General features: G+C 59.4%; 32 protein-coding genes. 26 read left to right on the forward strand and 6 right to left on the reverse strand.

From position 1 onward, the window contains the following. Positions 1-4 precede the first annotated feature (4 nt). Genes ROSMUCSMR3_RS20055 through ccmI form a run of 3 tightly spaced genes read left to right on the forward strand, consistent with a single transcriptional unit; the run spans position 5 to position 2,186 of the window. Positions 5-556 (forward strand): DsbE family thiol:disulfide interchange protein, encoded by a 552-nt coding sequence (locus ROSMUCSMR3_RS20055; RefSeq protein WP_027263707.1) that lies wholly within the window; start codon positions 5-7, stop codon positions 554-556. Beyond that, positions 553-1,038 (forward strand): cytochrome c-type biogenesis protein, encoded by a 486-nt coding sequence (locus tag ROSMUCSMR3_RS20060; RefSeq protein WP_008282978.1) that lies wholly within the window; start codon positions 553-555, stop codon positions 1,036-1,038. Before ROSMUCSMR3_RS20055 ends, ROSMUCSMR3_RS20060 begins: the two co-directional genes overlap by 4 nt. Further along, positions 1,035-2,186, forward strand: coding sequence for a c-type cytochrome biogenesis protein CcmI (ccmI, locus tag ROSMUCSMR3_RS20065; protein WP_008282977.1), 1,152 nt, complete (start codon positions 1,035-1,037; stop codon positions 2,184-2,186). The genes ROSMUCSMR3_RS20060 and ccmI overlap by 4 nt, the downstream gene beginning before the upstream one ends. A 99-nt stretch (positions 2,187-2,285) precedes the next feature. Here ccmI and ROSMUCSMR3_RS20070 read toward each other — a convergent pair whose 3' ends face one another. Continuing rightward, positions 2,286-4,388: a protein-disulfide reductase DsbD family protein gene (locus ROSMUCSMR3_RS20070; protein WP_008282976.1), complete on the reverse strand. Its 2,103-nt coding sequence runs from the start codon at positions 4,386-4,388 to the stop codon at positions 2,286-2,288. A 573-nt stretch (positions 4,389-4,961) separates the two neighbouring features. Between ROSMUCSMR3_RS20070 and ROSMUCSMR3_RS20075 the strand changes: the two genes are divergently transcribed. The 6 genes from ROSMUCSMR3_RS20075 (at position 4,962) to ROSMUCSMR3_RS20100 (ending at position 9,520) form a co-directional block, all read left to right on the forward strand. Continuing rightward, complete coding sequence (locus ROSMUCSMR3_RS20075; RefSeq protein WP_008282975.1) at positions 4,962-5,390, forward strand: MerR family transcriptional regulator; 429 nt, start codon at positions 4,962-4,964, stop codon at positions 5,388-5,390. Between the two features lies 1 nt (position 5,391). Further along, positions 5,392-5,718, forward strand: a complete 327-nt coding sequence (locus ROSMUCSMR3_RS20080; protein ID WP_008282974.1) for a YnfA family protein — start codon at positions 5,392-5,394, stop codon at positions 5,716-5,718. Between the two features lie 79 nt (positions 5,719-5,797). Next, entirely contained in the window at positions 5,798-6,532 is a 735-nt protein-coding gene (locus tag ROSMUCSMR3_RS20085) for a cytochrome c biogenesis CcdA family protein (RefSeq protein ID WP_008282973.1), read from the forward strand. A 93-nt stretch (positions 6,533-6,625) separates the two neighbouring features. Beyond that, a complete protein-coding gene (locus ROSMUCSMR3_RS20090; protein WP_008282972.1) occupies positions 6,626-7,396 on the forward strand; it encodes a transglutaminase-like domain-containing protein in 771 nt (256 codons plus the stop codon). Beyond that, positions 7,386-8,330: a cation diffusion facilitator family transporter gene (locus tag ROSMUCSMR3_RS20095; protein WP_008282971.1), complete on the forward strand. Its 945-nt coding sequence runs from the start codon at positions 7,386-7,388 to the stop codon at positions 8,328-8,330. The genes ROSMUCSMR3_RS20090 and ROSMUCSMR3_RS20095 overlap by 11 nt, the downstream gene beginning before the upstream one ends. A 434-nt stretch (positions 8,331-8,764) precedes the next feature. After that, the gene (locus ROSMUCSMR3_RS20100) at positions 8,765-9,520 is read left to right on the forward strand and encodes a hypothetical protein (RefSeq protein WP_085976983.1); all 756 of its coding nucleotides are present in this window, start codon (positions 8,765-8,767) and stop codon (positions 9,518-9,520) included. Positions 9,521-9,623: 103 nt separating this feature from the next. Here the strand turns inward: ROSMUCSMR3_RS20100 and ROSMUCSMR3_RS20105 are convergent, their stop codons facing one another. From ROSMUCSMR3_RS20105 to ROSMUCSMR3_RS20115, 3 genes are all read right to left on the reverse strand, one after another. Further along, positions 9,624-9,848: a hypothetical protein gene (locus ROSMUCSMR3_RS20105; RefSeq protein ID WP_008282968.1), complete on the reverse strand. Its 225-nt coding sequence runs from the start codon at positions 9,846-9,848 to the stop codon at positions 9,624-9,626. Positions 9,849-10,014: 166 nt separating this feature from the next. After that, positions 10,015-10,272 (reverse strand): helix-turn-helix domain-containing protein, encoded by a 258-nt coding sequence (locus ROSMUCSMR3_RS20110; protein ID WP_037275519.1) that lies wholly within the window; start codon positions 10,270-10,272, stop codon positions 10,015-10,017. A 124-nt stretch (positions 10,273-10,396) separates the two neighbouring features. Continuing rightward, complete coding sequence (locus ROSMUCSMR3_RS20115; protein ID WP_037275520.1) at positions 10,397-10,648, reverse strand: hypothetical protein; 252 nt, start codon at positions 10,646-10,648, stop codon at positions 10,397-10,399. Positions 10,649-10,858: 210 nt separating this feature from the next. Here ROSMUCSMR3_RS20115 and ROSMUCSMR3_RS20120 point away from each other — a divergent pair, with 210 nt between their 5' ends. The 16 genes from ROSMUCSMR3_RS20120 to ROSMUCSMR3_RS20190 all read left to right on the forward strand — a co-directional run bounded on the left by ROSMUCSMR3_RS20120 (position 10,859) and on the right by ROSMUCSMR3_RS20190 (position 23,213). Beyond that, entirely contained in the window at positions 10,859-11,227 is a 369-nt protein-coding gene (locus ROSMUCSMR3_RS20120; RefSeq protein WP_009807505.1) for a hypothetical protein, read from the forward strand. A 43-nt stretch (positions 11,228-11,270) separates the two neighbouring features. Further along, positions 11,271-11,891 (forward strand): lytic transglycosylase domain-containing protein, encoded by a 621-nt coding sequence (locus tag ROSMUCSMR3_RS20125; RefSeq protein WP_043872273.1) that lies wholly within the window; start codon positions 11,271-11,273, stop codon positions 11,889-11,891. Continuing rightward, positions 11,888-12,181 (forward strand): TrbC/VirB2 family protein, encoded by a 294-nt coding sequence (locus ROSMUCSMR3_RS20130; protein ID WP_043872272.1) that lies wholly within the window; start codon positions 11,888-11,890, stop codon positions 12,179-12,181. Before ROSMUCSMR3_RS20125 ends, ROSMUCSMR3_RS20130 begins: the two co-directional genes overlap by 4 nt. Then, the gene (locus ROSMUCSMR3_RS20135; protein ID WP_040104433.1) at positions 12,174-12,452 is read left to right on the forward strand and encodes a type IV secretion system protein VirB3; all 279 of its coding nucleotides are present in this window, start codon (positions 12,174-12,176) and stop codon (positions 12,450-12,452) included. Before ROSMUCSMR3_RS20130 ends, ROSMUCSMR3_RS20135 begins: the two co-directional genes overlap by 8 nt. After that, positions 12,442-14,817, forward strand: coding sequence for a type IV secretion system DNA-binding domain-containing protein (locus ROSMUCSMR3_RS20140; RefSeq protein ID WP_045685282.1), 2,376 nt, complete (start codon positions 12,442-12,444; stop codon positions 14,815-14,817). The genes ROSMUCSMR3_RS20135 and ROSMUCSMR3_RS20140 overlap by 11 nt, the downstream gene beginning before the upstream one ends. Next, positions 14,814-14,981 carry a hypothetical protein gene (locus ROSMUCSMR3_RS21530; RefSeq protein ID WP_198385626.1) on the forward strand — a complete coding sequence of 56 codons (168 nt, stop codon included), beginning with the start codon at positions 14,814-14,816 and terminating at the stop codon, positions 14,979-14,981. The genes ROSMUCSMR3_RS20140 and ROSMUCSMR3_RS21530 overlap by 4 nt, the downstream gene beginning before the upstream one ends. Beyond that, a complete protein-coding gene (locus tag ROSMUCSMR3_RS20145; RefSeq protein WP_198385627.1) occupies positions 14,971-16,125 on the forward strand; it encodes a lytic transglycosylase domain-containing protein in 1,155 nt (384 codons plus the stop codon). The genes ROSMUCSMR3_RS21530 and ROSMUCSMR3_RS20145 overlap by 11 nt, the downstream gene beginning before the upstream one ends. Continuing rightward, positions 16,125-16,934, forward strand: a complete 810-nt coding sequence (locus ROSMUCSMR3_RS20150) for a type IV secretion system protein (protein WP_045685288.1) — start codon at positions 16,125-16,127, stop codon at positions 16,932-16,934. Before ROSMUCSMR3_RS20145 ends, ROSMUCSMR3_RS20150 begins: the two co-directional genes overlap by 1 nt. A 15-nt stretch (positions 16,935-16,949) precedes the next feature. Next, positions 16,950-17,603: a virB8 family protein gene (locus tag ROSMUCSMR3_RS20155; RefSeq protein ID WP_045685290.1), complete on the forward strand. Its 654-nt coding sequence runs from the start codon at positions 16,950-16,952 to the stop codon at positions 17,601-17,603. A gap of 23 nt (positions 17,604-17,626) precedes the next feature. Continuing rightward, positions 17,627-18,301 carry a TrbG/VirB9 family P-type conjugative transfer protein gene (locus ROSMUCSMR3_RS20160; protein ID WP_420541236.1) on the forward strand — a complete coding sequence of 225 codons (675 nt, stop codon included), beginning with the start codon at positions 17,627-17,629 and terminating at the stop codon, positions 18,299-18,301. Continuing rightward, entirely contained in the window at positions 18,298-19,677 is a 1,380-nt protein-coding gene (locus ROSMUCSMR3_RS20165; RefSeq protein ID WP_045685298.1) for a TrbI/VirB10 family protein, read from the forward strand. Before ROSMUCSMR3_RS20160 ends, ROSMUCSMR3_RS20165 begins: the two co-directional genes overlap by 4 nt. A gap of 4 nt (positions 19,678-19,681) precedes the next feature. Further along, a complete protein-coding gene (locus ROSMUCSMR3_RS20170; protein WP_081508689.1) occupies positions 19,682-20,668 on the forward strand; it encodes an ATPase, T2SS/T4P/T4SS family in 987 nt (328 codons plus the stop codon). Beyond that, the gene (locus ROSMUCSMR3_RS20175; RefSeq protein ID WP_081508690.1) at positions 20,665-20,859 is read left to right on the forward strand and encodes a DUF4177 domain-containing protein; all 195 of its coding nucleotides are present in this window, start codon (positions 20,665-20,667) and stop codon (positions 20,857-20,859) included. Before ROSMUCSMR3_RS20170 ends, ROSMUCSMR3_RS20175 begins: the two co-directional genes overlap by 4 nt. Beyond that, positions 20,856-21,269, forward strand: coding sequence for a hypothetical protein (locus tag ROSMUCSMR3_RS20180; protein ID WP_081508691.1), 414 nt, complete (start codon positions 20,856-20,858; stop codon positions 21,267-21,269). Before ROSMUCSMR3_RS20175 ends, ROSMUCSMR3_RS20180 begins: the two co-directional genes overlap by 4 nt. A 12-nt stretch (positions 21,270-21,281) precedes the next feature. Continuing rightward, entirely contained in the window at positions 21,282-22,358 is a 1,077-nt protein-coding gene (locus ROSMUCSMR3_RS20185) for a type IV secretion system protein (protein ID WP_081508692.1), read from the forward strand. 411 nt (positions 22,359-22,769) lie between these two features. After that, positions 22,770-23,213 carry an HIT family protein gene (locus ROSMUCSMR3_RS20190; RefSeq protein WP_237183601.1) on the forward strand — a complete coding sequence of 148 codons (444 nt, stop codon included), beginning with the start codon at positions 22,770-22,772 and terminating at the stop codon, positions 23,211-23,213. On the opposite strand, the gene ROSMUCSMR3_RS20195 is transcribed toward ROSMUCSMR3_RS20190, so the two are convergent. Further along, complete coding sequence (locus ROSMUCSMR3_RS20195) at positions 23,129-24,643, reverse strand: catalase (protein WP_038068513.1); 1,515 nt, start codon at positions 24,641-24,643, stop codon at positions 23,129-23,131. The two genes, ROSMUCSMR3_RS20190 and ROSMUCSMR3_RS20195, sit on opposite strands and share 85 nt — an antisense overlap. A gap of 492 nt (positions 24,644-25,135) precedes the next feature. Then, a complete protein-coding gene (locus ROSMUCSMR3_RS20200) occupies positions 25,136-25,927 on the reverse strand; it encodes an AraC family transcriptional regulator (protein ID WP_081508694.1) in 792 nt (263 codons plus the stop codon). A gap of 109 nt (positions 25,928-26,036) precedes the next feature. On the opposite strand from ROSMUCSMR3_RS20200, the gene ROSMUCSMR3_RS20205 reads away from it, so the two are divergent. Beyond that, positions 26,037-26,846, forward strand: coding sequence for a sulfite exporter TauE/SafE family protein (locus ROSMUCSMR3_RS20205; protein ID WP_081508719.1), 810 nt, complete (start codon positions 26,037-26,039; stop codon positions 26,844-26,846). Positions 26,847-26,866 lie beyond the last annotated feature (20 nt).

Below are 26,866 nucleotides of genomic sequence, written 5' to 3' on the forward strand. Positions count from 1 at the left end.
TATGATGAAGAAAATCCTTCTCGCGATGCCAGCGCTGGTCGCAGTGGTCTTGGGTGGATTTTTGTTCTGGGGGCTCAACCCAGACCGAGATCCTAACGCAATTCCTTCCGCTTTGGTCTCCGAACCAGTTCCGGATTTTGAGCTTCCACCGGTAGAGAGCACGCAGACCCCCGGACTGTCGGCCGCAGCCCTTCGTAGCATTGGCGAGCCGGTTTTGGTCAATGTATTCGCTTCATGGTGCGTGCCCTGTCGTGCTGAGCATGCGGTGCTAACCAGGCTTGTTGAACAGGACGGTGTTCGGCTGATGGGGATTAACTACATGGACAAACCAGCAGATGCCGCAAACTGGCTGGAGGAGCTTGGCAACCCCTATGAGAGGATCGGATCAGACAGCGAGGGCCGGGTCGGTATCGAATGGGGTATTTCGGGGGTGCCTGAGACGTTTGTGATCGATGCGAACGGTATCGTAGTCTATCGCTACGTTGGTCCCATTGTGACGCCAGAGGCACAGGATGAAATTCGTGCTGCGTTGGCCGCAGCAGGTGGTCAATCATGAAGAGTTGGCTCTATTCACTGGTGCTGATGCTTTCCGCAACAACCGCGGCATGGGCTGTGGAGCCAGATGAGTTGCTGGATGATCCGGTGCTTGAGTCGCGCGCCCGGGAGCTCTCAAAGCAGCTACGCTGCGTTGTCTGCCAGAATCAGGATATCGATAGCTCAAATGCGGGTGTTGCCCGAACGATGCGCACCTTGCTGCGCGAACGTCTGATTGCAGGTGAAACAAATGACGAGATCATTGCGTTTTTCGTAGATCGATATGGTGACTTCGTCCTGTTCAGGCCGCGACTGAAACCCGCCACGTATCTGTTGTGGTTCGGACCAGCGGTTCTTTTTGCCGTTGGGATTGGCGTTGTCTTTGTCACAATCAGGTACCGAAGCAGGGCCGTTCTTGATGGCACTGCTGATCCACTGAGCCCCGATGAAGAGCGTGAGTTCGAAGCCATTTTTCATGAAAATGAAGGACGGAGAGACCCATGATTTGGTTGGTGTTAGGCGCGATGGCATCCATCACTGTCCTTCTGTTCTTGTCCGGTCTCTATCGAACGGGTGAAGTCCTGAACAGAAAGGATGGAGCGTTGGTTATCCTCAAGGATCAGCTTTCCGAAATTGATACTGATCAAGAGCGGAATCTGATATCCGTTACCGAGGCCGACGCGGCCAGGGTTGAAATCAAACGCCGCATTCTGGCTGCCGGTCGGCTTGCGACACGTGAATCGTCGCGCGCAAGTGGGCGAAGCACCATCTTCGCGTCCGCCATTGCCACGCCATTGGTAGCCTTCGCTCTGTATTCTCAAATCGGCTCGCCACAGATCGAAAGCCAGCCTCTGGCGTCTCGCGCATCTGAAACCCAGGAAGCCGCAAACCTCTCAGAGTTGACCCAGAGACTAAAAACCCGGCTTGAAGCAGACGAGTCTGGTGGACCAAGTGATGGTTGGGTTCTGCTCGGTCAGACCTATATGCGTATGGCTCGTTACGATGATGCCGCCGATGCATTCGAACGCGTCACTGTCCGCGACAATGCAGATATCTCAACCCTATTGCTATATGCCGAGGCCTTGATCGCAGCCGAGAACGGGATCGTGACGCCGCAAGCGGAAAGCGTGATCGAACGCGCATCGGAGATGGCCCCCGATGATCCAGGCCCAATTTTCTATAGAGCCCGGATCCTCGAACAGGACGGGGTTCCAGATGAAGCGAGGACGCTTTTGATCGAGCGCCTCAAGAGAGCGGATCGCGCCTATCCGTGGATGGAACTTTTCCTGTCTGTCGCCAACCGATTGGGGGAACAGGTTGGAGAGAGCCCTGTCACCCTAGCTGATTTCTTTCCGGACTCTCGGGACGCGCGTAGCCCCGGTGCGGCCGATATCGAGGCCGCTCAGGACATGTCGGTCGAGGAACGCAGCGCTTTCGTCCGCTCCATGGTTGACCGCTTGGCGGCGCGATTGTTGGATGACCAAGACAATCTTGAAGGATGGCTTCGGCTTGCGGAGGCGTACAGTGTATTGGGTGACTTTGATGCTGCCCAGAACGCCGCCGACAATGCGCGCACCTTGGCCGAAAGCCTTCCGGAAACCGACCCTATGCGTGCCGCCGCCACGGCCCGATTGGATCGGATCAACAAATAAATTGGGGCCGCGTGGTCTCAGATACATAACAGCTTTCCTTTCACCTGAAACTAAACCACTGTAGGTTCTGCCTCCCTTGAGCAATGCAACGGCACTATGTCATCGTTTTCGGACAGCGCTGAGATTGGCAGCCGACAGTGCTTCGAGAACGGCATCCGCAGATAGTAGTTCAGATAAAATGATACCTTCAGGAGCATCTGGACCGTAGACGATGTTGAGCGGAATTGCGTATCTGCCGTGCGCCTCGAGATAGGATTGGATTTTCGCGTCCGGTCGCGTCCAATCCGCGCGCATCGCAATCACGCCTTCCTCGCCAAGTGCTCCCAAAACTGGTTCACGATCCAGGACCAGGGTTTTGTTTGCTTTACAAGTGATGCACCAATCCGCAGTAACGTCCACGAAGACAGTTTTGCCCTGCGACACTTCACGCGCGATCCGGGACCGGTCGAACTCGACCCAGTAAGAAGTGATCGAGGCTGTTACATCATCGGAGCTTTTTGGCAGCAGTGCAGGGGCCGCCAACGTCATGCCCAAAACCGCAGTCATTCCCCACAGCAAACCGTTACGAGGCTGAACCTGATAGGCTCTCGCCGCCAGTACGATGAGCCCAAGACCCAGCAGCACCAGGCCTGTGAGAGTTGGCGACGTCACACCAATCAAGACCCAGCATAGCCATGCAACGGTTCCGGCAAGCAGCAATCCGAGAACGATCTTCACGCTTATCATCCAGGGTCCCGGTTTGGGCAGTCGAGACAGGAAACCAGGCCAAGCGGCAACCAGAATATATGGCAGTGCAAGCCCAATCCCCATCGCTGTGAAAACCGCAAGTATATCGCCTGTCGTGCCAGAAAGGGCGAAGGCAATGGCTGTCCCCAGCAACGGGGCTGAACAAGGCGTTGCAAGTATCGCAGCCAGAGCGCCGGTGGAGAAGTCTTCGGCATACCCCCGCCCAAAGCGGCCAGATAGCCTAACCATCCAGCTGCTGGGCAAAGAAATTTCAAAAACTCCAAACAAATTTGCCGCAAAGAGTCCGACAACGAGAATGAGTGCAATTAGGAAATATGCATTCTGAAACTGCACACCCCATCCAACGGCATATCCGAGCGTCTGCAGCGCTATGACCGCCAAGGCCAGCACCCACATAAAAGCAACAGTTCCCACAGCCGTAGCGAGAAATCCCGCGCGCAATTGTGAAAGGGAGCGATTCTTCATTCGGAGCGCCGACCCGAACTTAATCGATAGAACTGGCAAGACGCATGGCATTGCGTTCAGTATCAACCCTCCCAGGAAGGACAGCAAGAGAATCGGGAAAAACTGACCCCTATCTTGGCTGGTCTCGGATGCGTAAGGTGGCGCAGGTACAACGTCGGTAGTGTTCACATCATCGAATGTAACCGCGACACCCTCGTCTACGACCGTAATTCGAAGGGAGGTTTGTTCCTCGCTTAACGCGAGAATCGGGATACTTGCCCAGAGACCGGTGCGATCACTTGTAAGGCGGATGTCGGGTGCGCCGAATGCAGAGCCTGCACCAAACTCTGGAAAAAGATCGGGATTGTTCCAGCCAGAAGGCCGCGTCATTTGAACAACCAATGCCTGATCCTGCTTCAGCGATGCGCCCGAGACCGCTATTGCACTTTCTGGCCCTGCAACAGGTACGCGAGCGGCCCATGTCGCGATATCGGTCGCGGCTTTCGCATCGACGCCCGTTCCCAATGGCACAGGGAGTGTCAATTCAAACCTTTCCGGAATGCACACATTGGAGCAGATCAGCAGATCGACGAGTCCCTTCAGCTCGGCCGCTCTATCAGAGTTCGCAAGCCGCAACTGCAATGGAAATATTACTTGTTTGGCATAGCCGAAATTTTCAATTCCGAAGGCGCGGAAACGCGTGGGTGCGGGCCAAAGCATGTCGACGGATTCAAGGTTTGTGGACCCCTCCCAATCGATCTCTGGCGGCAGGCCAACCTCGCCTGGCGACCGCCAGTACGCTTTCCATCCTTCCTCCAGTTCAATCTTCAAACCCGCCGAAAGGAACTGCGATCCTGGGGCGATTCCTGCTTCCGCGACGATCAAACGTGCCGTCAGAACTTCGGAACGATACGCATTGGATTCCAAGGCGCGAACAGGGCTTGCCACAAAAACAAGAAAGAGTGCGAGACTGATAAGCAATCCCTGATACCCTGCCAAGGTTGTACGCATATTCTGACCTCTTTTTCTTCGCGCTCAGTCTCGGGAAGTTACAGCAACGTGCTAGTCCCGAACGCCTTTGTGACGGCGTCGACCCCTCAAACAGTGGGCAGAGCCAAGACTCCGACCAACTAGGCGACAGCGATGCTCGTCTGGGCTTCCTACAAAACAGTCGTTTTTCCGCGTCGAACGCAAGCTGGACCCGCTCTCCATGGTGTCGCGCTCTCAGGCTAGCGCCGTTTCAAGGTTAGTCCTTTTTTGTCTGTTCACGATACTTACGATAGTGCGCCCGTCGAGACCCGATGCTGGGCGACAAAATAGTCGCACCACAACAACGACCAGATGAAAACGAGCGCCGCCACACCCGCCAAAACCCGTAGTACTTTCTGAAGACCTGATAGCCGCACGCCGCTCCGCCCGAATTTGATTCTATATTTTAGGCGCGTTTACACCCTCTAGCTACTGTAGGTTCAAGACCTATTCTGGATGAAAGAGCGATGTTCACTGACCTGTGAGATGCCGAGCGGAACTTGTGCAAAAAAACGCTTAAAGCTACACGGGCTGTAGATAGTTTGGAGAGGTGATATGCTCACAATCGGCACTTTGGCAAAAAGGACCGGGACGAAGGTGCAGACGATCCGCTATTACGAGCAGATCGGACTCCTGCCCGAGCCCGGGCGATCGGCTGGCGGTCAGCGGCGCTATGGAGATAGTGAGCTTGACCGCTTGTCTTTCGTCCGGCATGCGCGGCAACTCGGGTTCTCGCTGGACGCAATCCGTGAGCTTCTTGATCTGAGCGATCATCCAGACAAGTCGTGCGCGGAGGCCGATGCCATCGCTCGCCGACAACTCAAGCAGGTTGAGCAACGTATGGCCCGACTTGAAGCCCTTCGGACAGAATTGCAGAGGATGGTGCACGAATGCAGCGGCGGGCACACGGCCGATTGCCGTGTGCTGGAGGTGTTGCGCGACCATTCCGAGTGCCTGACGGACCACGACGAGATCGGCGCCTGAGATGACCGCAGTGCTCGTCTATCCGCTCGCGGCCTTGGCTGAGATCGCCGGATGCTTTGCCATCTGGGCATGGTGGCGTCTTGGCGCGTCCCCACTTTGGCTTGTCCCCGGTGTGGCGGCGCTGGTGGCGTTCGGCTGGCTTCTGGCTCAGGTCGACACTGTGGCTGCGGGACGCGCCTTTGCCGCCTATGGTGGGATCTATATTGCCGCGTCCATTCTCTGGATGTGGCTCGCCGAAGGGCACCGGCCGGACAGGTGGGATCTGCTCGGCACCACTGTATGCTTGTTGGGTGCTGCCATCATCCTCGCGGCACCCCGCGGAGCGTAATAAAACGGCATTGCTCCTACAGTAGCTTTAGCTTTTACAACGGTGCGCGTTTCACAGGCTAAAGCAAGGCAGGAATTGAATGTTCGAAATCTCAGGTGTTGGAATCGTCGCGGCTTTTCTGGGTGGCGCTATATCCTTTCTGTCGCCTTGCGTCTTGCCTCTTGCACCTGGCTACGTCTCTTACATCGCGGGACAGCCCGCCGCGAAATCCGGGGCGGCGCGCAGCATTGCCGAACGGGCGCGCAGCGTGGTCCTGAGTTTGTGGTTCGTGCTCGGGTTTTCGACAGTCTTCGTGGCGCTCGGGGCCGGGGCAAGTCTTTTGGGCGGGATGCTCTTGCGCTGGAAATACGAACTCGGGCTTGCGGGTGGCTTCTTGATCGTCTTGTTCGGACTTGTCATGATGGGCGCGATCAAGATCCCCGCAATGATGCGTGACACGAGGCCCGACGTAAAAGTTGACGGCGGCAGCGCCGTTGGAGCCTACCTTTTGGGTCTTGCCTTTGCCTTTGGCTGGACGCCCTGCATAGGCCCTGTGCTTGGGTCGATCCTGGCAGTAAGCGCGACATCTGGAGCGGACGGGATGGCCTTGCTGGCAATCTACTCCGCAGGGCTTGGACTGCCGTTTCTAATCATAGCGCTCTTCACCAACGAGATTGCAGGCAGGCTAAAGCGGATCGGTGCGGCTGGTCGATGGCTCTATCGTATATCGGGCGGACTGATGGTGCTGATGGGTATCGGCGTGATGACAGGTCAGATCAGCCGCCTTGCCTTCTGGCTGCTCGAAACCTTCCCGGCCCTTGGCACTATCGGATAGAGCTGTGATCGAAAGTAACATTTGAGAAAAGGCTTGTCTCTCTAGTCACTGTAGAGATTAAGACTCCTCGTGAACGATTCGAGGAGAGACCCTGTGGCACCCACCGATTCCTATTTAACCGCAACAAGACTGCTGGATTTTGACTCGCCCTCAATCTCGAACCTGGTACGAGATCGTGGCTGGCATGACCTTGCCCGTGTCGACCGGATTGGCGCGGTTTATGACTTTGTCCGGAACGTGATTGCGTTCGGCTACAACCGCGTCGACGACATTCCCGCCTCTGCGGTGCTGACCGACGGCTACGGGCAGTGCAACACGAAAGGGACGCTTCTCATGGCACTGCTGCGCAGCGTAGGCATCCGCTGCCGACTGCACGGCTTCACCATCCACAAGGCCCTGCAGCGTGGCGTGGTGCCCGAATTGGTCTACCCCCTCGCACCGTCCGAAATTCTGCACTCGTGGGTCGAAGTCGAAACAGAAGAGGGCTGGATCAATCTCGAAGGCTTCATTCTGGACGCCCCCTTCCTGCAGTCGCTTCAGAAGGAATTCAGCGAAACAGAAAGCCTTTGCGGCTACGGCGCTGGAACGGATTGCCTGAGTGCGCCACCAGTCAGTTGGAACGGCGGCAGCACTTATATTCAGAAAACCGGTATCGTTCGTGATTTTGGAACCTTTGATGCGCCCGATGACTTTTATTTGAAATATAGTCAGAACTTCGGATTTGCGCGTGACTTTCTCTATCGCCACGTCATCCGTCACTGGATGAATGCCCGGGTTCGCCGCATCCGTCGTGGAATGTTGCCAAAGGTCCCTGGTCTCAGTCGACCGAACCACAGCCATGAGGAGAACAACCGTGCCGCATGATCATGGCCATACCCACATTGATCCTGAATCAGGTGATCGTAGGGTCTCCATCGCAATCTGGGCCAACGGGCTTCTGACCGTCGCGCAGATCGTTGGCGGCATCCTTTCCGGCAGCCTGGCGCTGATCGCAGATGCCCTACACAATTTTTCGGACATGGCGTCACTGGTGATCGCGTTCGTTGCGCGCAAAATCGCCAGACGACCCGCCGATGAACGCATGACATTCGGCTATGGTCGGATTGAAATCGTCGCGGCACTCATCAACTACACGACCCTGATCCTGATCGGTTTCTACCTGATCTATGAGGGTGGCATGCGGATGATCGACCCGCCCGAGGTCGCTGGTTGGACGGTGGTGATCCTGGGCGGTGTGGCACTCGTCGTCGACACGTTGACGGCGCTGCTCACCTATTCGATGCAGAAAGGCAGTGTGAACATCCGTGCGCTTTTCCTGCACAACCTGTCGGACGCTTTGGCCTCTGTGGCAGTCATCATTGGAGGGTCCCTGATCATCCTCTACGACATGCGATGGGTCGATCCCGCAATCACCATCGGCATTGCCCTTTACATCCTCTATCTGGCTTTCACTGAGATTGGCGGTCCGATCAGAACCCTGATGCTCGGCAGCCCACCCGACATCGACAATGCAGCCGTCGTTGAGGCGCTGCGGAGCGTCGATGGTGTAGCGGACGTTCACCACGTGCATCTGTGGCAGATGGAGGAGCACAAGGCGGCGCTGGACTGCCACGTGGTGCTGACAGCGGGCGGCTGGGGTAAAATCGAAAAGATCAAGGCAGCGATCAAGGACCGGCTGAAGGAGGACTTCAACATCGCCCATTCCAGCCTGGAGTTCGAACACGAAGACCGCGCACACGAAAACGCCGACCTCTACGGTCACGGCAAGCCTGAAGAGGAGGAGAACCGTTTTCACTGAGCTTGTGAGAGGTCATGAAGGTGTGATCGACGTCGATTGCGAGTGCAAGCTAAGCGACAGCGACCTGAAACGGGTGCACGGCCTGCTTCAAGCCAGCCTGGCCTGGTCCTCGAACTCACGAGGTTCGAAGCCTTCAAGGTTCCGTCTGCTTCTGAGCCGTTGCAGAACTGCTGAGAGCCCGAATGCGTCCTATTCGCCAAACAGATTTAGGTAGAACCGATTTAAGGGCAATTCGAGACTCATTTGACGATCGAGATGGCTCGGACGCTTTGACATGCCGTGGGATTGGCGCAGCGCGGAACGTGGCGGATGACGACGGGCGGCTCGGTCACCTCGCGATCTTGCTGACCGCCGCAACCGCAACACGCATCATCATTGTTGCAATAGTATATTTTCGTAGGTATGCTGGGTGAAGATTGTCAAGGGTCCTTGCCATGCGTTTCGAATTCAAAAACCTCCCTCTGGCGGCCTTTTTAGCTCTCGCCTTGACCGGCCCAACAGTTCCGACACAAGCACGCGCCCAAACCTATCAGATCGATTGTGCCATCCTGCTGTGTTTGTCCGGTGGATGGCCAGCTTCCGTGCCCTGCGCCCGCGCACGGGCCGAGTTCATCCGGCGCATAACTCCATGGCCGGTGGAGCCGCCGCTTCAGATTTGGCGCTGCCCGATGGGTGCGTCTTACGATGGACCTGCTAGATCGCGGCCCGCGGACCGGATCTTCGATGCCCTATATGGTGATTCAGGAACCCCTCCAAACTCTTCAACCCCGCTCTTCGATCAGGCAGCCAGGGCAGGCGGGATGCTTGGGCGCAAAGGCTCCAACGCGGCTTGGGACAACCTCGTAAGGGCTGATTACGCCCTCCAGCTCGTAAAAGACCGCGCCGACATCGATATCAGCGGGCCGGAATTCAACTTCGTGCGTTCCATCCGCGTCTTTGACGTTCGTTATGCCCGCCAGCACGAATCCGGGCGAGATGGCGACTGCAACCGCAGCGCCGCCGTTGTCCTCGGCACCTACGGGATCCAGGGCGATTTTTCTTGGAGGGTGTCGTCACCCGCAGCGCTTCCTGATGCGCATGCCGGTCTCGAGCGATGGGGCGAGCACTGCCCGAGCATTTATCACAGATCCGTCTTCGTTGAGTGGCGTGACTATAGCGGGAATTACGGTTTTGAGCAGGTCAATTACTGACTATTGAGCCGCAGCGAAGTCGCGCAGGGCCTTGTACGAAATCAAACCTGCAACGCAGGCACACTCACACAATCGAGGGCCATAAAGGCCATATTCTACCATGTCAGTCGTTGCGACAGGGCAGCTGCATGAGAGACGCGAAGTCAATTTCGGCTTTATCCGCATCGCAGAGCTCCGGGTAAATCTTTGAGACACGCTGCGGGCCATGGATGTCCCACCGGATTGCCAGAGCACCTGTGTTCCAGCGATATACCCAGCCGACAATGGTTTCTTCATCGGTTGCAATCAAATTGGCGATCGCGACGCCTTCGACCTCATTTTCGTTCACTGTTTACTGACTTCCTGCAATTTGGCGTTGCGGATAGCAGCTCAGATCCAAAGCGTTTGCTGCAACCGTGTGCCGGGCCTCGTTAAAATCGGTTACTGTTCGTCCTCGCGGTAACGAATTCACACCGGGAGAAGTCAGCTCCCGTGTTCTCGAAAGATGAAATGGATCAAATCCGGTGGTCGGGCTCCGTGGCGGCTTCAACGATCGCCAGAACCTTGAAGGGGTCAAAGCCAATGGCGCGCGCAAGGACGACCAGCTCGACGACGTCGACCCGGCGCTGGCCGCTTTCAATGCGCGCCACAAGTGATTGATGGCACTTGAGCTTGACCGCCAAGTCCTCCTGACCGAGGCCCGCCTTGATGCGGGCGTCGACCAATGCTTGGCAGAGTGCCACCTGTCCTGTGCTTCTGATTGTCTTTGCCACGCGTCACATACCTTTTGTGACGTCGCTAGCGGATGAAATCTGTTATCTAAAAAGTAGATATATGAGGGTGTTATCGGCGTCTGGTTTCCATGGGCTGCAAGTCTGATGCTCCCGAGGTTGCCCATCAATCCCCTGCCAATTGCAGAAATCGGCCATAGTCCTCGCTGACTTCGCGCGCTTCCTCGAAGGCGCGGGCGCGTTCGCTGTCGAGGCAACGGAAGTAGCTCTGGATATCCTGAATGTAATCTTCGAAATCGCCACGGATGATGTCTGCATAGTCCCGCGCTGCCTGCGAATCGCTTGGCAGGAAGGGACGGGCCGGGGCGAAGCAGGATTCCGCCAAAACTGGTCCGGGAACGCAGATCAGAAGGACCATAGCTTGCAATGGGAGCAGGCCTGTCAACCTTGGGTTTCTCAAACCTGTTATCTCCTTGATCGCAGACACTGGCCGTGACTAGTGTTTGCGTGACCAAACTACAGCTAAAGCACGATATTACATCTTGCGGTTGATAGTATACTATCGTAACTCTGGGCTTCAAGTGGGAATGCCTGGGGTCGCGCCATTGGAGAAAGCGTGAGCCGGGCCATGAACTGGGACATCGAAGCACCAAATGTGGTTACGGAAGCCAGGTTCCGCGAACTCGTGGAAAGCGGCTATAGCGCAGAAATCCTGTGCCAGGAGTCGGCACATAAGAAAGGCCCCAGCTATTACGGGGTCTGGATTATGCGCGTTGTCTCTGATGATGGCGTGGAAAAGCTCCTCGTCACCGCCCGCACGCGGACGACCTACAACGATATCAAGATCCGCGAGTTCAAGACGATCTCCGGCGTGGTGTCTTTCTTTATTGGCCTTGGCTTTGCACATGTCGACCTGCCGCTTGAGGCGGGGACAAGCCGTACGCATAAACTCGCCCCGCCAGACAAAGCGCCATCAGACAAGGGCGCTGGCAGCTAACCTCGTCTGTCTCTGGCTGGTCGCAGCACCTGCCTCAGCGCAAATGGTCCTGGTCATGGAGAGCGACGGCTCTCTGACCCCATCCCGGTCTCAGAGCAGTTTTGCTCGGAACTACAATGACGGCATCGGTCAGGGATCGGCAGCCGACGAACTTGCGATTTTCGGCAGCGATGAAACTGTGCCAGAGCGAGAAGCGATGCGCTTTGCAGCCCGTGTCGGTCCGGCACCCCTGCCCCGTGCCGATGTCCTAAACGCCATAGAGACCACGGCCCTGCGTTATGCCAGCCACCCCGGCCTAAGGCGCGCGGAGCTTTCCGTCACGGACTGGCTGAGCCTCTACCGCGCCAATATCGAGGTTGAGAGCGCCTATCGGCAGGATGCGATCTCACATGCGGGCGCCATTGGCCTTGGTCAGCTGATGCCTGACACCGCGCGTGATCTGGGCGTCGACCCGCGTGACCCCCAACAGAACCTCGACGGCTCCGCCCGCTACCTCGCGATGATGCTGGAGACGTTCGGCGATCCGCATCTGGCGTTGGCGGCCTACAACGCGGGGCCGGACGCCGTGCGCCAACACGGTGGCATTCCCCCTTACCGAGAAACCCAGAACCACGTGGCCCGCGTCATGGCTGTTACGGCCCGATTGGAAGGATCAAATTCATGAGACAGATTTCAAACCTATTCATCGCAAGTTTGGCCCTCTTTCTGGTCATTTCCGAACCCGCCCTTGCGCAAAGCATCGATCTCTCCCCGATCCAGAGCTTGTTGCAGGGCATTGTCGATGCGCTGACCGGCCCTCTTGGTGTGGTCATCGCCACACTCGCGGTCCTCGGGGTCTTTCTCAGCTGGTTCTTCAACATCATCGATCTGCGCCAAGCGCTCTGGGTCCTCGTGGGCATCGCCGGTGTTGCGGCCGCCCCCACCATCGTTGCCGCGGTATTTGCCGGTGGCTGAGCGCGCGCCTCTCTTTCTTGGGCTCGTGCGCCCGCCCAAGCTTCTTGGCCTGCCCATCATGTATGCGATGGTCTGGCTCTTCGGTTCGGTGCTCTTGTTCGTCTGGGTCCAGCACATCGCGGTGCTGGGTTTCGCGGCCCTGCTCTATCCGGTGCTGTGGAAGGCCGCAGATTGGGACCCGCGTTTCATCGACGTGATGATGACGGCCCTGCAGGAGACACCGCCCACGCGCAACAGGTCCATCCATGGCGGGGACAGCTATGCCCCGTGATGACGCCCCTGATGCTGCGCTCGATCCCCGCACGATGACGCCAGAATGGTATGCGCGCGAGACCCGCCTCGCGCATATGCTGCCCTATGTGAGCCTCGTCGACGACCAGACCGTGCGCACCCGGGTCAACGAGCTCTTCCGCTGCATCCGGCTCGAGGGGATCAACAGCTACACGACGGACGATGCCTATCTCGACAAGGTGACCGCCCTCTTTGCCCGCATCGTCGCGCAGCTCGGGCCGGAATTCAGCTATTACGTCCACAAGGTCTCCAAGGCCATCAAACCTGATCTCGACCCCATCCGTGAGGACAGCTTCGCGGGCGAGGTGGACCGGCGCTGGCGCGCGAAACTCGAGACCAGCGGGCTCCGCGACAAAACACTGACGCTCACCGTCATTCACCGCCAGCCTCCGAAAAGCCTCCTGCCGTTTCTCAGCCGCAGCGCGCCGGACCGACTGAAGGAGGAGACCCGCAAACGCCTGCAGCGCTTGGGCGAGGCCGTGAACGTCTTCCTTTCGGGGCTTACCGAGCTCAAGCCGCGCCTGCTGTCGGCTGCATCGGGGGAATTGGTGGGGTTTCTGGGCGCGCTGAACACGGGCACCGAGCTGCCGCTCTACCCTGCAAACACCTACGGCTTTTTGTCCGTCAATGTCGCCAATACCCGGGTGACGTTTCATGGCGATCATTTCGAGCTCTCTGAAGGCGTCGTGGGGCATCGCTACGGCAAAAGCTTCACCATCGGGGAATACTCCGAAGGCACCTCCTGCACCATGTTCGACATGCTGAACCTGCCGGTCGACATGATCGTGACGCACTCCTTCACGCCGATCAATTCGAACCTCATGGCCGGCCGCATCAAGCGGCAAAAGCGGCAGATGCAGGCGAGCCAGGACGCGGCCCTCTCACTCCTCGAAGCCCTCGACATCGCCGCCGATGATCTCGAGGCCAAGCGCCAGAGCTTTGGCGAGCACCACATGGTCGTGACGCTTTTCTGCGACACGCTTGACGAGCTGCAGATGCTGAGCGCCGAGATCGTGAATGCTGCCGCGACCGAGGGCGTGAAGGTGATTGCCGAGCGGGTCGCGGCCAAGGCCCATTACCTCAGCCAGCACCCCGGCAACCAGCCAAAACGCGTCCGCGCCAGCGCCGTCACCAACCGCAACTTCGCGGATTTTGCGGCCTTTCACCGGACACAGCTCGGCAAACCTTCTGAGAAAACACCCTGGGGGAAGGTCATCACCTATCTGCCCACGCCGGAGCAGAGCGCCTACCGGTTTTCCTATCACGAGCAGGGCGCGCCCGACAAAGAACCCACCAGCGGGCACACCCTGATCATGGGGCGGCCCGGGTCGGGCAAATCGGTGCTGTCCGCCTTCCTGATGACCCAAGCCCGTCGCGCAGGGGCGCGGATCTTCGTCTTCGATTACCGTCTTGGTATGGAGATGGCGGTCCGCGCGAATGGCGGGCGCTACGCGTCCCTGAACGCCGGTCAGCCCACGGGTCTCAATCCGCTCTGGACCGAGACCGATGCGCGCGGCACCGCCTGGCTCTCGGATTGGCTCACAACCCTGCTCTACCGCGCCGACAAACCCCTGACCCCGGCGCAGACCAACCGCATACAGGAGGTCGTGCGCCAGAACGCGCAGGCCACAAACCCGGCCCTGCGGAACTGGCGGGATTTCGCATCGCTTTTTGTGTCCACCGATGATGGCGGCGATCTGCACCAGCGCCTGCTCGAGTGGACCGAAGACGGCCGCTACGGCTGGATCTTCGGGCAGAGCCTCGAGGACACGTTTTCGCTCAAGGGCGATGTCGTGGGCTTCGATCTGACCGGCATTCTCGACAGCGAGGCCGACAAGGAGCGGATGGCGGTTCTCTCCTATCTTTTCCGCCGGGTCGAACGGGAGATCGAGGATCGCCGCCCCACCATCATCGTGATCGACGAGGCCTGGAAGGCCCTCGACAACGCGTATTTCGCCGAGCGGCTATCGAACTGGCTGGTGACCGCGCGCAAGCAGAACACCGTCGCGGTGATGATGACGCAATATGCCAGCCAGCTTGAGCGCACCCGGACCGGCAAGACCATCGTCGAAGCCGTTCCGACGCAGATCCTGCTGCCCAATATCCGCGCGCAACCTGCGGACTACGCCATGCTGAACCTTACGGAGAAGGAGCTCGACGTCCTTCTCAACACGGGCAGCAACAGCCGCCTCGCACTGATCCGCGACGATCAGGGCTCAATCGTGGTCGATGCCGATTTGAGCGCCCTTGGGCCCAATCTCACCATCCTCGGCGGCATGGAGAAAGGCGAGGCGCTCGTCGGCGCCGATTACCGCGACCGCCCAGATTTTTGGAGGCTTTCATGATCCGTATTCTTATCGCTTTGGCTGCGCTCGGCGCGCTGGCCTCCTGCACCCAGTATCGGGAGCCGCAGGCCAATTGCTTCACGTTCCTTGCGTCCACAGCACCCATCGCGCCTGATTGTGACTTCACGCCCCTTGGCACCCCGGAGGGGGACATTGAAGTCTAGCCTGCCTCATATCCTCGCGCTTTGCCTGCTGCCAGGTCTCGCCTTGTCTCAGGGCGTGCCGACCAATGACAGTGGGCTGACCGCGCGTGACATCGTCGAGACCGGCGATCGCGAGGCTGACTTGGCCGTTCAGGCGGACAAGCTTGCCGTGCGCGAACTCATCGCCGAGATCGAACGGGAGCAGCTGGAAACCCTGCAACGCATCCTCGATGCCCAGACCAGCTTCGGCGGTCAGGGCCTGCCTGCCATGGTCTCGGGGCTGGAAAGCGGCAGCGGGGATCCAGCCCGCTCTGTCGAGGCGGTCTATGGCACGGGTGACATTGATCCCAATCCCGGCGGTGCGCAGAAGTTCGGGGATGCGGCGGAAAACATCGAGCAGCTTATTATCCGCGTGGCTCAGGAGACCAGCGGCTTTGCGGGTGTTGGACGCGCGGGCCTCTCCCCGGTCCAATGGCGCGCACTCCTTCAGGCGCTCATCTGGCAAGAAAGCCGGTTCACGATTGGCGCCCGCTCACCCGTCGGCGCCTATGGCCTCACCCAGATCATGCCGGGCACCGCCAGCGATCTCGGCATCAACCCGGAATACTATGACAGCCCCTATCTGCAGGTGCATGGCGGCGCGCGCTACCTCGCGACCCAGCTCAACACATTCGATGGCAACATCATCAACGCCCTCGCGGCCTATAACGCCGGATCCGGCCGGGTGTTCGAGTATGGCGGCGTTCCGCCCTTTCGCGAGACCCAGCACTACGTCCAGGTGATCCCCGAACGCTATAACCTCTATTTGACCCGTATCGGCGGGATCGAAGCGCTTGGCACGATCGACCCCGCGCTTCTGGCCAATGCCAACCTCTCAATCACGGGTCATGGGGCGGCCTTCTATGGCAACAACTCGCCCGCCGCGATCAGGCAAGCCGCCCTGCGTATTGCGGATATCGTCGAACGGATTTCCGAAACCGAGGACGTGCAGGAGAGCGTCGCGCTCAACACCTATGCCCGCGCCGAACTGGTGCGTCTCGTGGCCGCCCGCATCCGGCTTCAGGCCGCCCGCACCCGCGTGCTCTCCGCCGAAGAGCTGGCCCAGGCCAGCGCCCGCATGGCCGAAGGCGCGTTCATGGATTTTACGATCAGGGAGATTGAATAATGGGACATCTGCTCTTGAGGACAGCTTTGGCCACGACACTTGGCGTTGGCTTGCAGTTCAGCGCCCTACCCCCTGCCGCAGCACAAGGTGTACCGGTCGTCGACACCCAGAACATCGCGCAAAACATCCAGCAACTGCGGCAGATGATCGAAGACGAGATCCTGCAAAACGAGCAGCTGACGCAGCTCCGCGAACAGCTCGGCCTTCTCACGGACCAACTCGCGGAGCTGCAAAGAACCTACGAGGCCCTCACCCGCCTCGCCGAGCTTCCAGAAATCATCCGGACGGAAATGGAAGACGAGTTGAACGGTCTGCTCGACCAAGAGTTCGGGGACATCCTCGCCACGATTGAAGCGATCAAGACTGGGGATTTCTCGGGCCTCTCGGGCTCCGGCGCAGGCGAGATCGAAACCCAGATGGACCGGGTGCTGGCCGATCTCGGCTTCGATGAAGACACGCTCTCGGAAATGGCCACCAGCGGCAATCCGGGCGCGAACCGCGTGGCGACGCAGGCCACCACCGGCGCCCTGGTCTCGGCCGCGGCCCAGAACAGCTATGAGGATGCCGGCCAATCGCTGGAACGGGTCGACCGCCTGGTCGGGCTGATCGATGACATGGACGAACTCAAGGAAAGCATCGATCTCAACACGCGTGTCACGGCGGAACTGGCGATCGCGCTTGTCGCGATGTGGCAGCTCGAAGCGGTGCAGACCGTGGGCGACGGCACCGGCGGTGTGATCGATGCCGCCACCATCGCAGAGGAGCAGCGCTTCATGGACTTCACGCTGCCGGATCTGCGCGCAGACTGACTTGGGGTGTAACGCGTGGCGACTGAACAAGAAATCATCGAGGAAGAACTGGTCTACGGTGCCCTGCGCCGCGAACGGCTCTGGCAACGCCTTGGCCTGATGGGCCTTGTCTTCGGTATCATCGGCTGTCTGAGTGCCGCGGCTGTCTCGATCCTCGATGTCGACCCGCCCCCCGTCGTTGTCCCCTATGATCCCGCCACCGGCTTTGCACTCCCCGAAGCCTCGGTGGGCGCCTCCTCGGTGACCGCCAACCAGGCGATCATCGAGGCGGAGGTGTTCCGCTATGTGACCGACCGGGAGGTCTATAACCAGCTCGACAACGATCTGCGCATCCGCAGCGTCCTGCGCCGCTCGGACGGAGCTGCCGAGAGCGGGCTGCGCCAGATCTGGAACAGCGCCAACGAGAATTACCCGCCGACGATCTATGGCCCCAATGCTCGGCTCGACGTGGAAATCCTCAGCATCAACCGGATCGGAACCAACCGCGCGACGGTCCGCCTGCGCAAGCGCCTGACGTCCATTAACGGCACCCAGACCGGCCTCTTCACCGCCACGCTTCTCTTCGAGTTCCGCCCGGAGACCCGCCGCTCCATCGATGAGGTCTGGACCAACCCCTTCGGCTTCACGGTCCTCGAATATTCCGTCCGCTCCGACAGATTGGAGAATTGAATTTGTACCCAGTTCGACTTTTCATATTGCTGATTGCCCTGTTGCCCGGCCTTGCTTTCGCCGAAGCCATCCCGCGTGGCGGGCCCAATGACAATCGGGTGCGGCTGGCAACATATCAAGAAGGTCAGGTCTACCGCCTCAGCGTCTCGCTTACCCATGTCACCACCATCGAGTTCGGGGAAGGCGAGAGCATCCGCTCGATCATCGCGGGCGACACGGAAGGCTTCGAGATCGATGGCGTGCCCGGAGGCCAGGCATTTGCAATCAAGCCCGTTGCGCGCGGTGTCCATACCAATGTGACCGTCTACACGAACAGGCGCAGCTACTATTTCAACGTCCAGGAGGTCCGCAGCCCGACCTTCTACGTCGTGCAGTTCCGCTATCCGGACGACGCTGCGCGCCCGACCCGGGCCATCGCGGCCCAAGCGCCGAACTACAATTACGGCGCCAGCGCGCGGACCGAGTTCACGCCAACGCGCATCTGGGATGACGGGACGTTCACGTATTTCGCGTTTCCAAGAAACGCGCCTGTGCCCGCGATCTTCCGCTACGCGGGCGGCCGCGAGCGCACGGTCAACACGCAAACTCCTGAAGACGGCGTGATCCGCGTCAGCGGCGTGAACCGCCAATGGGTCCTGCGACTTGGCGAAGAGGTGGTCTGCATCGAGGCGATCCCGCCCGCGGAGGCCACCTCATGAGCGATACCGAGAACACCGAGCTGGAAAAGCGCCTCGCCGCCCTTGAGAAAGGCAGTGCCCGCGCCCCCATAGCGGCGCAGCGCCGGTCGCCCCTTCTCGCGCTAATCGTGATCCTCGTCATCGGCGCGGGTGGTGCCCTGCTTTATCTCCTCTCACAGCCCGACGAAGAGGAAGCCTTGCCGACGGCCACCCCGGACGTCTTCCAAAACGAGGGGGACGGCTTTGGCGCCATCGAGACCTTGCCCCCGCCCGAGCCCGAGGTTGTGTTCGTCGGACCAGACCCCGTCGAGCCCAACGCGGAGCTTCTGGCGCAGATCACCGCCCTGCAGGCCCAGATCGAGGAATTGCGCAACGCCCCTGAACCAGTTGTCGAGGAAGACACCGCCGCCGCAGAGGCAATTGACGCGCTGACTGCTCAGATCGCGGCGCTACAAGCCGCCTCGGAAGCCGCACAGCAACGATTTCAGGACGAACTGACGGCGCGGGATCGCAGCCTTGAGCAACTCCGCATGGATCTGGAACTGGCCCAACTCGAGGCCAGCCGGCCCCAACCCGCCCCAGCGGGCCCCACGGAAGATGAGCTGCGCGCACGCGAGCAAGAGCGACTGCGCCGCGAGGAAGAAGCCCGGCGCATGGCCGAGCTGGAGCGCCGCGCCACGGAGGAACGCGCCTTCCAGGAGCGGCGCATCGCCTCGCCCACGATCGCATTTGGCGGCCCATCCGGCGCCGCCGAGACGGAACTTGCGCAGCGCAGCTTCGGCGAGGTGACGGATTTCGTGCTGAACGGTGCGTTGCCCTCCACCGTGACGCAGGCCGAGGTGATCGCCAATCCCTCCAACACCATCGTGCAGGGCACCATGATCCAGGCCGTCATGGAAACCGCCCTCGACAGCTCACTGCCTGGCCAGACCCGTGCCGTTGTCTCCGAAGATGTCTACAGCGTCGATGGCGCGCGCCTTTTGATCCCCCGTGGCTCTCGCCTTATCGGACGCTATCGCTCCGGCGTCGATATCGCGCAGCGCCGCGTCACCATCGCCTGGGACCGGATCATCCTGCCTGACAATCAGACCGTCCAGATCAGCTCCTTCGGGGGCGATGAATTGGGCCGCTCCGGTGTCACCGGCTTTGTGGACACACGCTTTGCCGAGCGTTTCGGGTCGGCAGCCCTGATCTCGCTGATTTCGGCCGCACCAAGTGCCGCCGCCTCCGAGGTCCAGGATGAGACTGCCGCCGACGTTCTCGAAGACGTAGGCGATGATCTGGCAGATGCCACGGACAGCGTCATCGGCGATTACCTCTCTATCGGCCCCGTCATCTATGTCGACCAGGGCGCCCGCGTCACGGTCATGGTCGACCGCGATCTGGAGATATTCTGAGCCCATGTCGCTGAGCTATCTCGAAACCTCGCTCGACCGGATCGACGCCGCCGCCCGCGACGATGTCATCGAGATCTGCATCAACCCTGATGGCACCTGCTGGGGCGAATTCCAGGGCGATCACTTCATGCGCGCGCTGGATCAAAGGCTGACGGGCGTTCAGGTCAGGGACCTCGGCAACCAGATCGCCTCATCGGCCAATACCACGATGAGCAAGGACCGCCCCATCGTCTCGGTTTCGATCACCTACAAGGGGCGCCCGATCCGCGCACAGGTCATCACCCCGCCCGCCGTGCTCTCGGCCATGTCGATCAGCCTGCGGTTCTTCTCAAGCCTGCCACTCGAGGGCATTGCGCTCGATTTCCTCTACGGAAAAGAGCGCAAGCTCGAAGACCTGCGCGTCGAAAAGAAACGCGCCTTGCGTTCGGTGGTGGCTGCGGGCGTGATCGATGATGCGCTGGTCTTCTGCGTCGAGAACAAACTCAACATGATCGTCTCAGGTGGCACCTCCACCGGCAAGACCGTCGCCGCACGCAAGATCCTCTCTCACGTAAGGGCCGAGGAACGCATCGTCACCATCGAAGAAGCCGCCGAGCTTTTGCCGACCCAACCAAATGCCGTGACCCTCATCGCCAATCGCGACGCAGAATTCCAGACCGCCGATGTGCTTCTCACCGCCACGCTGCGCATGCGCCCCGACCGGATCATCTTGGGCGAGGTGCGCGGCAAGGAGGCCATGACCTTTCTGGAAGCCATCAACACCGGCCATGGCGGCTCGATGACCACGCTGCATGCCGAAACCCCGCAATTGGCCGTGCAGCGGCTTGCGATCGCAGCACTGAAGACCGAGATCCCGATGACCTATGCCGACATGATCCAGTACATCGAGAACTCCATCGATGTGATCATTCAGGCCGGCCGCCATGACGGCAAACGCGGCATCACCGAATTCTACCTCCCCGGCGCAACTGAGATTGGAACTTCTCCATGAAGACCTTTGAATACAATATCCTGTCCTTTCCCATGACCCGCAAAACCAGCCTTGCCGACATGCAGATCTGCCTGAACGAGAAGGGCGCAGACGGCTGGGAGGTGGTGTCGATCAGCTCCTCGGAATTCGCCAATGTAGGACACACGGTCTTCCTGAAGCGTGAAACCATAGCCACCGGAGCCACGGCATGAGGCAAGCGCGCTGTACCCTTGTGCTGGCGGCGCTGGTCCTGGGACTGACGGCCGCCCCCACTTTCGCCGAGCGCAACTTGGTGCCGACCCTCGAGCGCAGGTTCACCGTCTGCCCGGACCGGCCCGCCGAGCCCGTCTGGATGCAGGAGATCCCCCTGCGCCAAGCCTATCAGCGGGTTCTGGTTCAGGACATCTATCGCGCCCAGAATCTCGAGCGGGTCGTCGAGATCGGCAACTGCGACTGCGCGACCCGGTTCCCGTCCTGGGACGCGGCCGAGGCTGTCTTTCGGGAGAGGTACGCGAACGACGAACGATGGGAAATGCTCGAAGCCTCCGACGCCTACAACCGCCGCGCCAACGCCGCCCGAACTGCCGCCAAGGCCATCTGCGACGCCGCAGGTAATTGGTAAGGCAGCGCCGCGATGAGTGTCGTCACCTATTTCGTTGAAACCTCCCAAGCCTATCTCGACACCGCCGCTGAGACCCAGTTTGGTGCGGTTGCGGGAACGGTCGGCACGCTCCTGGTTTTGGGGACAACGCTGGTGGTGATCCTCGTCGGAATCAACATGATCTATCAATACCGGGCCATGGATGGGCACACAGCCTTCTGGCTCGCGGTCAAGATCGGGCTCATCGGGATATTCGCGACCAATTGGATGCAGTTCAACGCGTTCTCGTCAGCCATTCTCTATGGGATCGACAGTATCGCGGGTGCGCTGGTAGCCTCCGTCGGCGGCGGCAGTCCGGGGCCCTCTGGAACTTTCGCCGAAGAATTCGACCGGCTGATCGCGGAACTGGGCAACTATTTGAACGCTGCCGGGTCCGAACTGAACTGGATGGCCGGCGCCATGCTCGACATCGTCGGTGTTCTTCTGCTCTCAATCCTCGGCGGAATGGCCGCCTTCATCCTCGTGGCCTCCCGCCTGATGATCGCGCTCCTAATCGGGATCGCCCCGGTGATGATTTTCCTGACCCTCTTCGAGGTCACCAAGGATTATTTCGCGCGCTGGCTGTCCGCGCTGATCTCCTTTGCGCTATACCCCATCGTCGTCGCAGGCGTGTTCGCAACGATCACAGGCGTTTCCTCCGCGCTCATCGGTGAACTAGGCGATCCCGAAGGGGCCTCAAACATCGGCGCGCTCATCCCCTTCTTCATGATGGTGCTCATGGCCAAGGGCTTCATTATCGCCACGCCCTTCATCGTCCGCGCGATCTCCGGCAACATCATGATGCCCGCCCTCTCCGGTGGCCTCGGCGGCGGCTACAGCTTTGCCCGCGCCGCCATGGGAAGCCAGCAGGCCTACAATCGCTACCTCATCGGCGGGGCCAGTGGCGCAGAATACGCAGCCCTCAGGGCGCGGCAGTTCTTTGGCGTGCAGCAAATGCCAGTGCGGCAAGGCATGGGACAGACGGGTTCCGGAGGCGGCACAGGATCCGCAGACTCGGGATCAAAAATGCTGGCGCAGCTGGCGAGACTGGGACGGCTTGGGCGACGGTGACGGCCCACAGCTGCCGTCCATCAGTAGGACTGATGCTGCGCCGCAGCTTCTCTAGACCGGCCATTCGTGCGACGTGCAGCATTTTTGGGATCCAAGTGGCGGCGATGCGGGACATAGATGCCGGTCGCTTATCTCCGCCTTGCCGATGCTATCGGCCCACTGCGGACCTTCAAGATAGCGCAGCACGCCTCGGCTGAGACGTCAATCAGCCTGACGAAATGAGCTGGGATCTACGGCTGCTCCCAGCTAATGGGGAGTCCGAGAATCTGTTGCTGCACGGCACGTCACCCAAGTATTGGCACTTATGCCTTTCGACAGTAACTGTGAACGAAACAGGAACCCGATGGGGTCAAATGAAAGAATTAAACTTTCAAGGTTAGTTGCCTGTTTTGCCGGATCGATTCCGGCGAATTGCTCGCTCATCGGGTCTATCTGGGCGACCGCATCCTGGCCTTCCTCGACCTACATCCGATCCGCGCAGGCCATGTGCTTGTCATTCCCAAAGCACATCATGTCTGGTTTGAGGGCCTGCCCGAGGATCAGGAAACGCGGCTTACCAGCCGCGCGCAACGTTTGGCGAAGCGGATGAAATCGATATATGGGGTTAAGCGCGTAGCGCCATCTCTTTCGCCGGTGTACCGCTGTTGCGGCGCATTGTCAGGCGCGCATCGAAGGCGCCTGTCGATGCCTTCGATGGTAATGTTCCGGCTTTCTATCGGTGTGTCCCGGCCGGGGCGCGCGACTCGCCCCGCCAGAATTACAGTGAAGCGTTACTCTGCCAATTCAGGCTTTGGGGACAGTTCCTCTGGCGATTTGGCCGACATGCCCAAAGCCTTGGCAACACCTTCGCCATAGTTTCGGTCGCAGCGCGTACAGTTGTCGATGTGACGCTGCTTTATGAAATCAGGAGCATCGCCCATGTTTCGCCCGGTGTTTTCAAACAGAACCTGTTGTTGTGCCGGTGTCATCAGTTGGAAAAGCTTGCGGGGCTGCGTGTAATAATCGTCGTCATCCTCGCGGAAATCGAACATTGCGGCGTTTCCGTCAATCTTGAGTGGCGGCTCCGCGTATTCGGGCTGATCGACCCATTGGCCAAAGCTGTTCGGCTGATAGTGCGGCAGCCTGCCGTAGTTGTCATCCGCCCGCCCAAGGCCATCTCGGTGGTTGCTCATGACCGGACATTTGGCGGCATTGACTGGCACCTGCTGGTAATTCACACCCAGTCGGTAGCGCTGTGAGTCCGGATAATTGATCAACCGCGTCTGAAGCATCTTGTCGGGCGAAACGCTGATTCCCGGCACGAGGTTCGATGGCGAGAAAGCGGCCTGCTCGACATCTGCGTGATAGTTTTCCGGATTGCGGTTCAGTTCGAATTCGCCGACTTCGATAAGTGGGTAATCTTCCTTGTACCAAACCTTGGTCAGGTCGAACGGATGAACGTGATAGGTTTCTGCCTCGGCTTCGGGCATCACTTGTACATACATCTTCCAGCGCGGAAAATCACCGCGTTCGATCGCATCAAAGAGATCGCGCTGATTGCTTTCGCGGTCATCGGCCACAACCGAAGCTGCCTCTGCGTCAGTCAGGTTTTCAATGCCCTGTTGGGTCCTGAAATGCAACTTCACCCAGAAACGCTCACCGGCGTCGTTCCAGAAGCTATAGGTATGGCTGCTGAACCCGTGCATGTTCCGGAAACTTTTGGGAATGCCGCGATCAGACATCACCACCGTGACCTGATGCAGGGCTTCGGGCAGAAGCGTCCAGAAGTCCCAGTTGTTTGTCGGGGAACGCATGTTGGTCCGTGGATCGCGTTTGACGGCCTTGTTGAGATCCGGGAATTTCTTGGCATCCCGCAAGAAGAACACAGGGGTGTTGTTACCCACCATGTCCCAGTTACCTTCTTCGGTGTAGAATTTGAGCGCAAAGCCGCGAATATCCCGCTCGGCATCTGCCGCGCCGCGTTCACCCGCCACAGTGCTGAAGCGGGCGAACATCTCGGTCTTCTTGCCAACTTCACTGAAAATTTTGGCGCGTGTGTAGTGGGTGATATCGTTGGTCACGGTGAACGTGCCGAACGCACCGGACCCTTTGGCGTGCATGCGGCGCTCCGGGATGACTTCGCGCACGAAATTCGCAAGCTTTTCGTTGAGCCAGATATCTTGCACCAACACGGGCCCACGTTTCCCTGCGGTCATTGAGTTCTGGTTGTCGACCACCGGAGCACCGAAAGCCGTTGTCAGGTGGGACACCGGACATTTACCCTTGTTTAAGACATCATCTGACATGGCCGTTCTCCCTCAAATAATGTGAATTTCCATGACACTTTAGAATGAGCATCAGGATTAATAAAGCGATGATGATGGAATAACAAAAACCACAGCCTGTAAAGTCGGTGGCCTCCTTCGCGTTAGTGGCCGCTCAAATTCTAAAAACTGCGCCTTGTACTGCGAGTAATATGCCTCAGTTCCCGTCGTAGCGAAGGTCGGCTTCCCACCCTTCGAGACCGATGCTGCGCCATTGATAAAAGAGAAGTATGGGCTCCAAGCCGACTTGCGGCGGTGCAGCATTGGGTTCTGGGCCATCATCGCCCCTGAGAGGTTGAACCGATGACCGCTGTCAGCCCAGAGCAGACCGACAGTCCTTGGTTCGAATTTGCGATAGCTGCCCTTCACCGCGCAGTTGGTGAACTGGTACTATGCGGACGGAGCGGTCGTTTGCCTTGCTGTTGTGAGAGGCCGCTTAGTGTCACCGTGGCGGACATTAATTGAGAGCCGGATTTAAGAACTCTCCTTGCTTTGTCGGGCCGCGGCCTGGACGAACGCAGTGGGAGATCGGCCGAGCATCTTCGCGAACATATTGGAGAATGCCCCGGGGCTCTCGTATCCCAGTTCCAATGCCGTCCAGGTAACGGAGCGGCCGGACAGGAGCAGTGGGAGCGCCGCCATCAGGCAGGCATGTTTACGCCAGACTCCAAAGGATAAACCGGTCTGCTGCCGGAACAGGCGCGTGAAGGTGCGCTCGCTGCAATTCAGCCGCTTGGCCCAGTCCGCGGGCAGGCTGTGGATGTCGGGTTTACCGAGGAAGTCCCGGCACAAGTTGGCCAATCGAGTATCCCGAGGCATGGGCGCAAACAGTGGCAGCGAAGACGCACGCTGTAGTTCATGCAGCAGTAACTCGGCGAGCGCCCCGTCACGCCCGTTTTCGTCATAGACCGCGGGCAGATCCGCGGACGCCATGAGCAGGTGATGCAGGAGCGGCGTCACGATCAGAACTTCGCAGGTCCGGAAGGTCCGCGGGGCAGCTTCGGGCTCGATATACAGGCTGCGAGTGCTAACGCCGTTCATGCGGACCCGATGGCACTTTCCGGCAGGCAACCAGACGCCGCTATAGGGCGGCACCATCCAGGTGCCGTCGCCGGTCTCGACTTCCATCAACCCCGTCATCCCGTACAGGAACTGGGCACGGCGGTGGGTGTGGAAATCGAGCAACGCGCCGGGCCTGTAATCTGTGCCGATGGCCAGAACGGGTCTGGGGACCTGGTCGACGTCCGCAAGAGCAATATTCCGCACATTTCCTCCCGCGTGGCCGAAACAAGTAGATTGTTGTCTGATTGTCGAAAGACTGCAAGTGCGCGCAGAGATATCCGTTCCGAGATCGCGCAACCTCGGGAGAATTCCAGTGTACGGCGTCTTGCTTATCTGCGGCGGCTTGGCCGGCGTTACCACGGTCCTGTTCGGCTTCGGCGGCGGCTTTGTCGTGGTCCCCCTGATGTACATCACGCTGATGACCACGCACGGACCAGCCAGCATCGCGGGCGCGGCCGCCATGCATATCGCGGTTGCCACCTCGACCGCGTTGATGATCTTCGCCGCGTCCTTGTCGAGCTGGCGCCACCATCAAAGGCGCACCATTGACTGGGGGCTGGTACGCCCGTTGGTCGGCTACATTGCCCTCGGCGCCGTGCTGGGGGCCGCGATGGCAATGTCGTTGGACGGCGACTGGGTGCGCCTGGCCTTCATCGTCTATCTGGGCCTCACGATCGCGGATGCGATCCTGCGGCCAGGATTCCTGCATCACGCAGGTGGCCACGTGCGCCCCATGGGTCGCGGCGTGACGGCGTTCGCTGGCACCGTTATCGGTAGTATCGCAACACTGCTGGGCGTAGGCGGAAGTGTTATGACTGTGCCGCTCATGCGTCGGAGAGGGGCAAGTATGACCACAGCCACGGCAATGGCCAATCCGCTGTCCCTGCCAATGGCGATCACGGGAACTCTGACATATGTCATCTTGTCGGCTAACCAGGCTGCTCTCGGGCCCTGGTTCGCCGGTTTCGTGGACCTGAAGGCGTTGATTGTACTCGCGGGTGGATCCTGGCTTGGTATCGGTATTGCGTCCCGTTGGATCGGGCGCATTCCGGATCGCATTCATGCGGGGGTGTACCTGGTACTACTGTCTGGTGTCTTCGTAACGATGCTCGTGATACCTTGATTTTTAATCTTTCAAGGATT

The sequence above is a fragment of the Roseovarius mucosus genome, assembly GCF_002080415.1.
Classification (GTDB): domain Bacteria; phylum Pseudomonadota; class Alphaproteobacteria; order Rhodobacterales; family Rhodobacteraceae; genus Roseovarius; species Roseovarius mucosus_A.

Coding starts and splice junctions, on each gene's coding strand:
- ROSMUCSMR3_RS20140 (WP_045685282.1), top strand. CDS start 12,442: ATGCCCCGTGATGACGCCCCTGATGCTGCGCTCGATCCCCGCACGATG.
- ROSMUCSMR3_RS20185 (WP_081508692.1), top strand. CDS start 21,282: ATGAGTGTCGTCACCTATTTCGTTGAAACCTCCCAAGCCTATCTCGAC.
- ccmI (WP_008282977.1), top strand. CDS start 1,035: ATGATTTGGTTGGTGTTAGGCGCGATGGCATCCATCACTGTCCTTCTG.
- ROSMUCSMR3_RS20080 (WP_008282974.1), top strand. CDS start 5,392: ATGACCGCAGTGCTCGTCTATCCGCTCGCGGCCTTGGCTGAGATCGCC.
- ROSMUCSMR3_RS20070 (WP_008282976.1), bottom strand. CDS start 4,388: ATGCGTACAACCTTGGCAGGGTATCAGGGATTGCTTATCAGTCTCGCA.
- ROSMUCSMR3_RS20170 (WP_081508689.1), top strand. CDS start 19,682: ATGTCGCTGAGCTATCTCGAAACCTCGCTCGACCGGATCGACGCCGCC.
- ROSMUCSMR3_RS20150 (WP_045685288.1), top strand. CDS start 16,125: ATGGGACATCTGCTCTTGAGGACAGCTTTGGCCACGACACTTGGCGTT.
- ROSMUCSMR3_RS20180 (WP_081508691.1), top strand. CDS start 20,856: ATGAGGCAAGCGCGCTGTACCCTTGTGCTGGCGGCGCTGGTCCTGGGA.
- ROSMUCSMR3_RS20125 (WP_043872273.1), top strand. CDS start 11,271: ATGGTCCTGGTCATGGAGAGCGACGGCTCTCTGACCCCATCCCGGTCT.
- ROSMUCSMR3_RS20085 (WP_008282973.1), top strand. CDS start 5,798: ATGTTCGAAATCTCAGGTGTTGGAATCGTCGCGGCTTTTCTGGGTGGC.
- ROSMUCSMR3_RS20055 (WP_027263707.1), top strand. CDS start 5: ATGAAGAAAATCCTTCTCGCGATGCCAGCGCTGGTCGCAGTGGTCTTG.
- ROSMUCSMR3_RS21530 (WP_198385626.1), top strand. CDS start 14,814: ATGATCCGTATTCTTATCGCTTTGGCTGCGCTCGGCGCGCTGGCCTCC.
- ROSMUCSMR3_RS20165 (WP_045685298.1), top strand. CDS start 18,298: ATGAGCGATACCGAGAACACCGAGCTGGAAAAGCGCCTCGCCGCCCTT.
- ROSMUCSMR3_RS20100 (WP_085976983.1), top strand. CDS start 8,765: ATGCGTTTCGAATTCAAAAACCTCCCTCTGGCGGCCTTTTTAGCTCTC.
- ROSMUCSMR3_RS20130 (WP_043872272.1), top strand. CDS start 11,888: ATGAGACAGATTTCAAACCTATTCATCGCAAGTTTGGCCCTCTTTCTG.
- ROSMUCSMR3_RS20115 (WP_037275520.1), bottom strand. CDS start 10,648: ATGGTCCTTCTGATCTGCGTTCCCGGACCAGTTTTGGCGGAATCCTGC.
- ROSMUCSMR3_RS20120 (WP_009807505.1), top strand. CDS start 10,859: ATGAACTGGGACATCGAAGCACCAAATGTGGTTACGGAAGCCAGGTTC.
- ROSMUCSMR3_RS20060 (WP_008282978.1), top strand. CDS start 553: ATGAAGAGTTGGCTCTATTCACTGGTGCTGATGCTTTCCGCAACAACC.
- ROSMUCSMR3_RS20075 (WP_008282975.1), top strand. CDS start 4,962: ATGCTCACAATCGGCACTTTGGCAAAAAGGACCGGGACGAAGGTGCAG.
- ROSMUCSMR3_RS20195 (WP_038068513.1), bottom strand. CDS start 24,643: ATGTCAGATGATGTCTTAAACAAGGGTAAATGTCCGGTGTCCCACCTG.
- ROSMUCSMR3_RS20175 (WP_081508690.1), top strand. CDS start 20,665: ATGAAGACCTTTGAATACAATATCCTGTCCTTTCCCATGACCCGCAAA.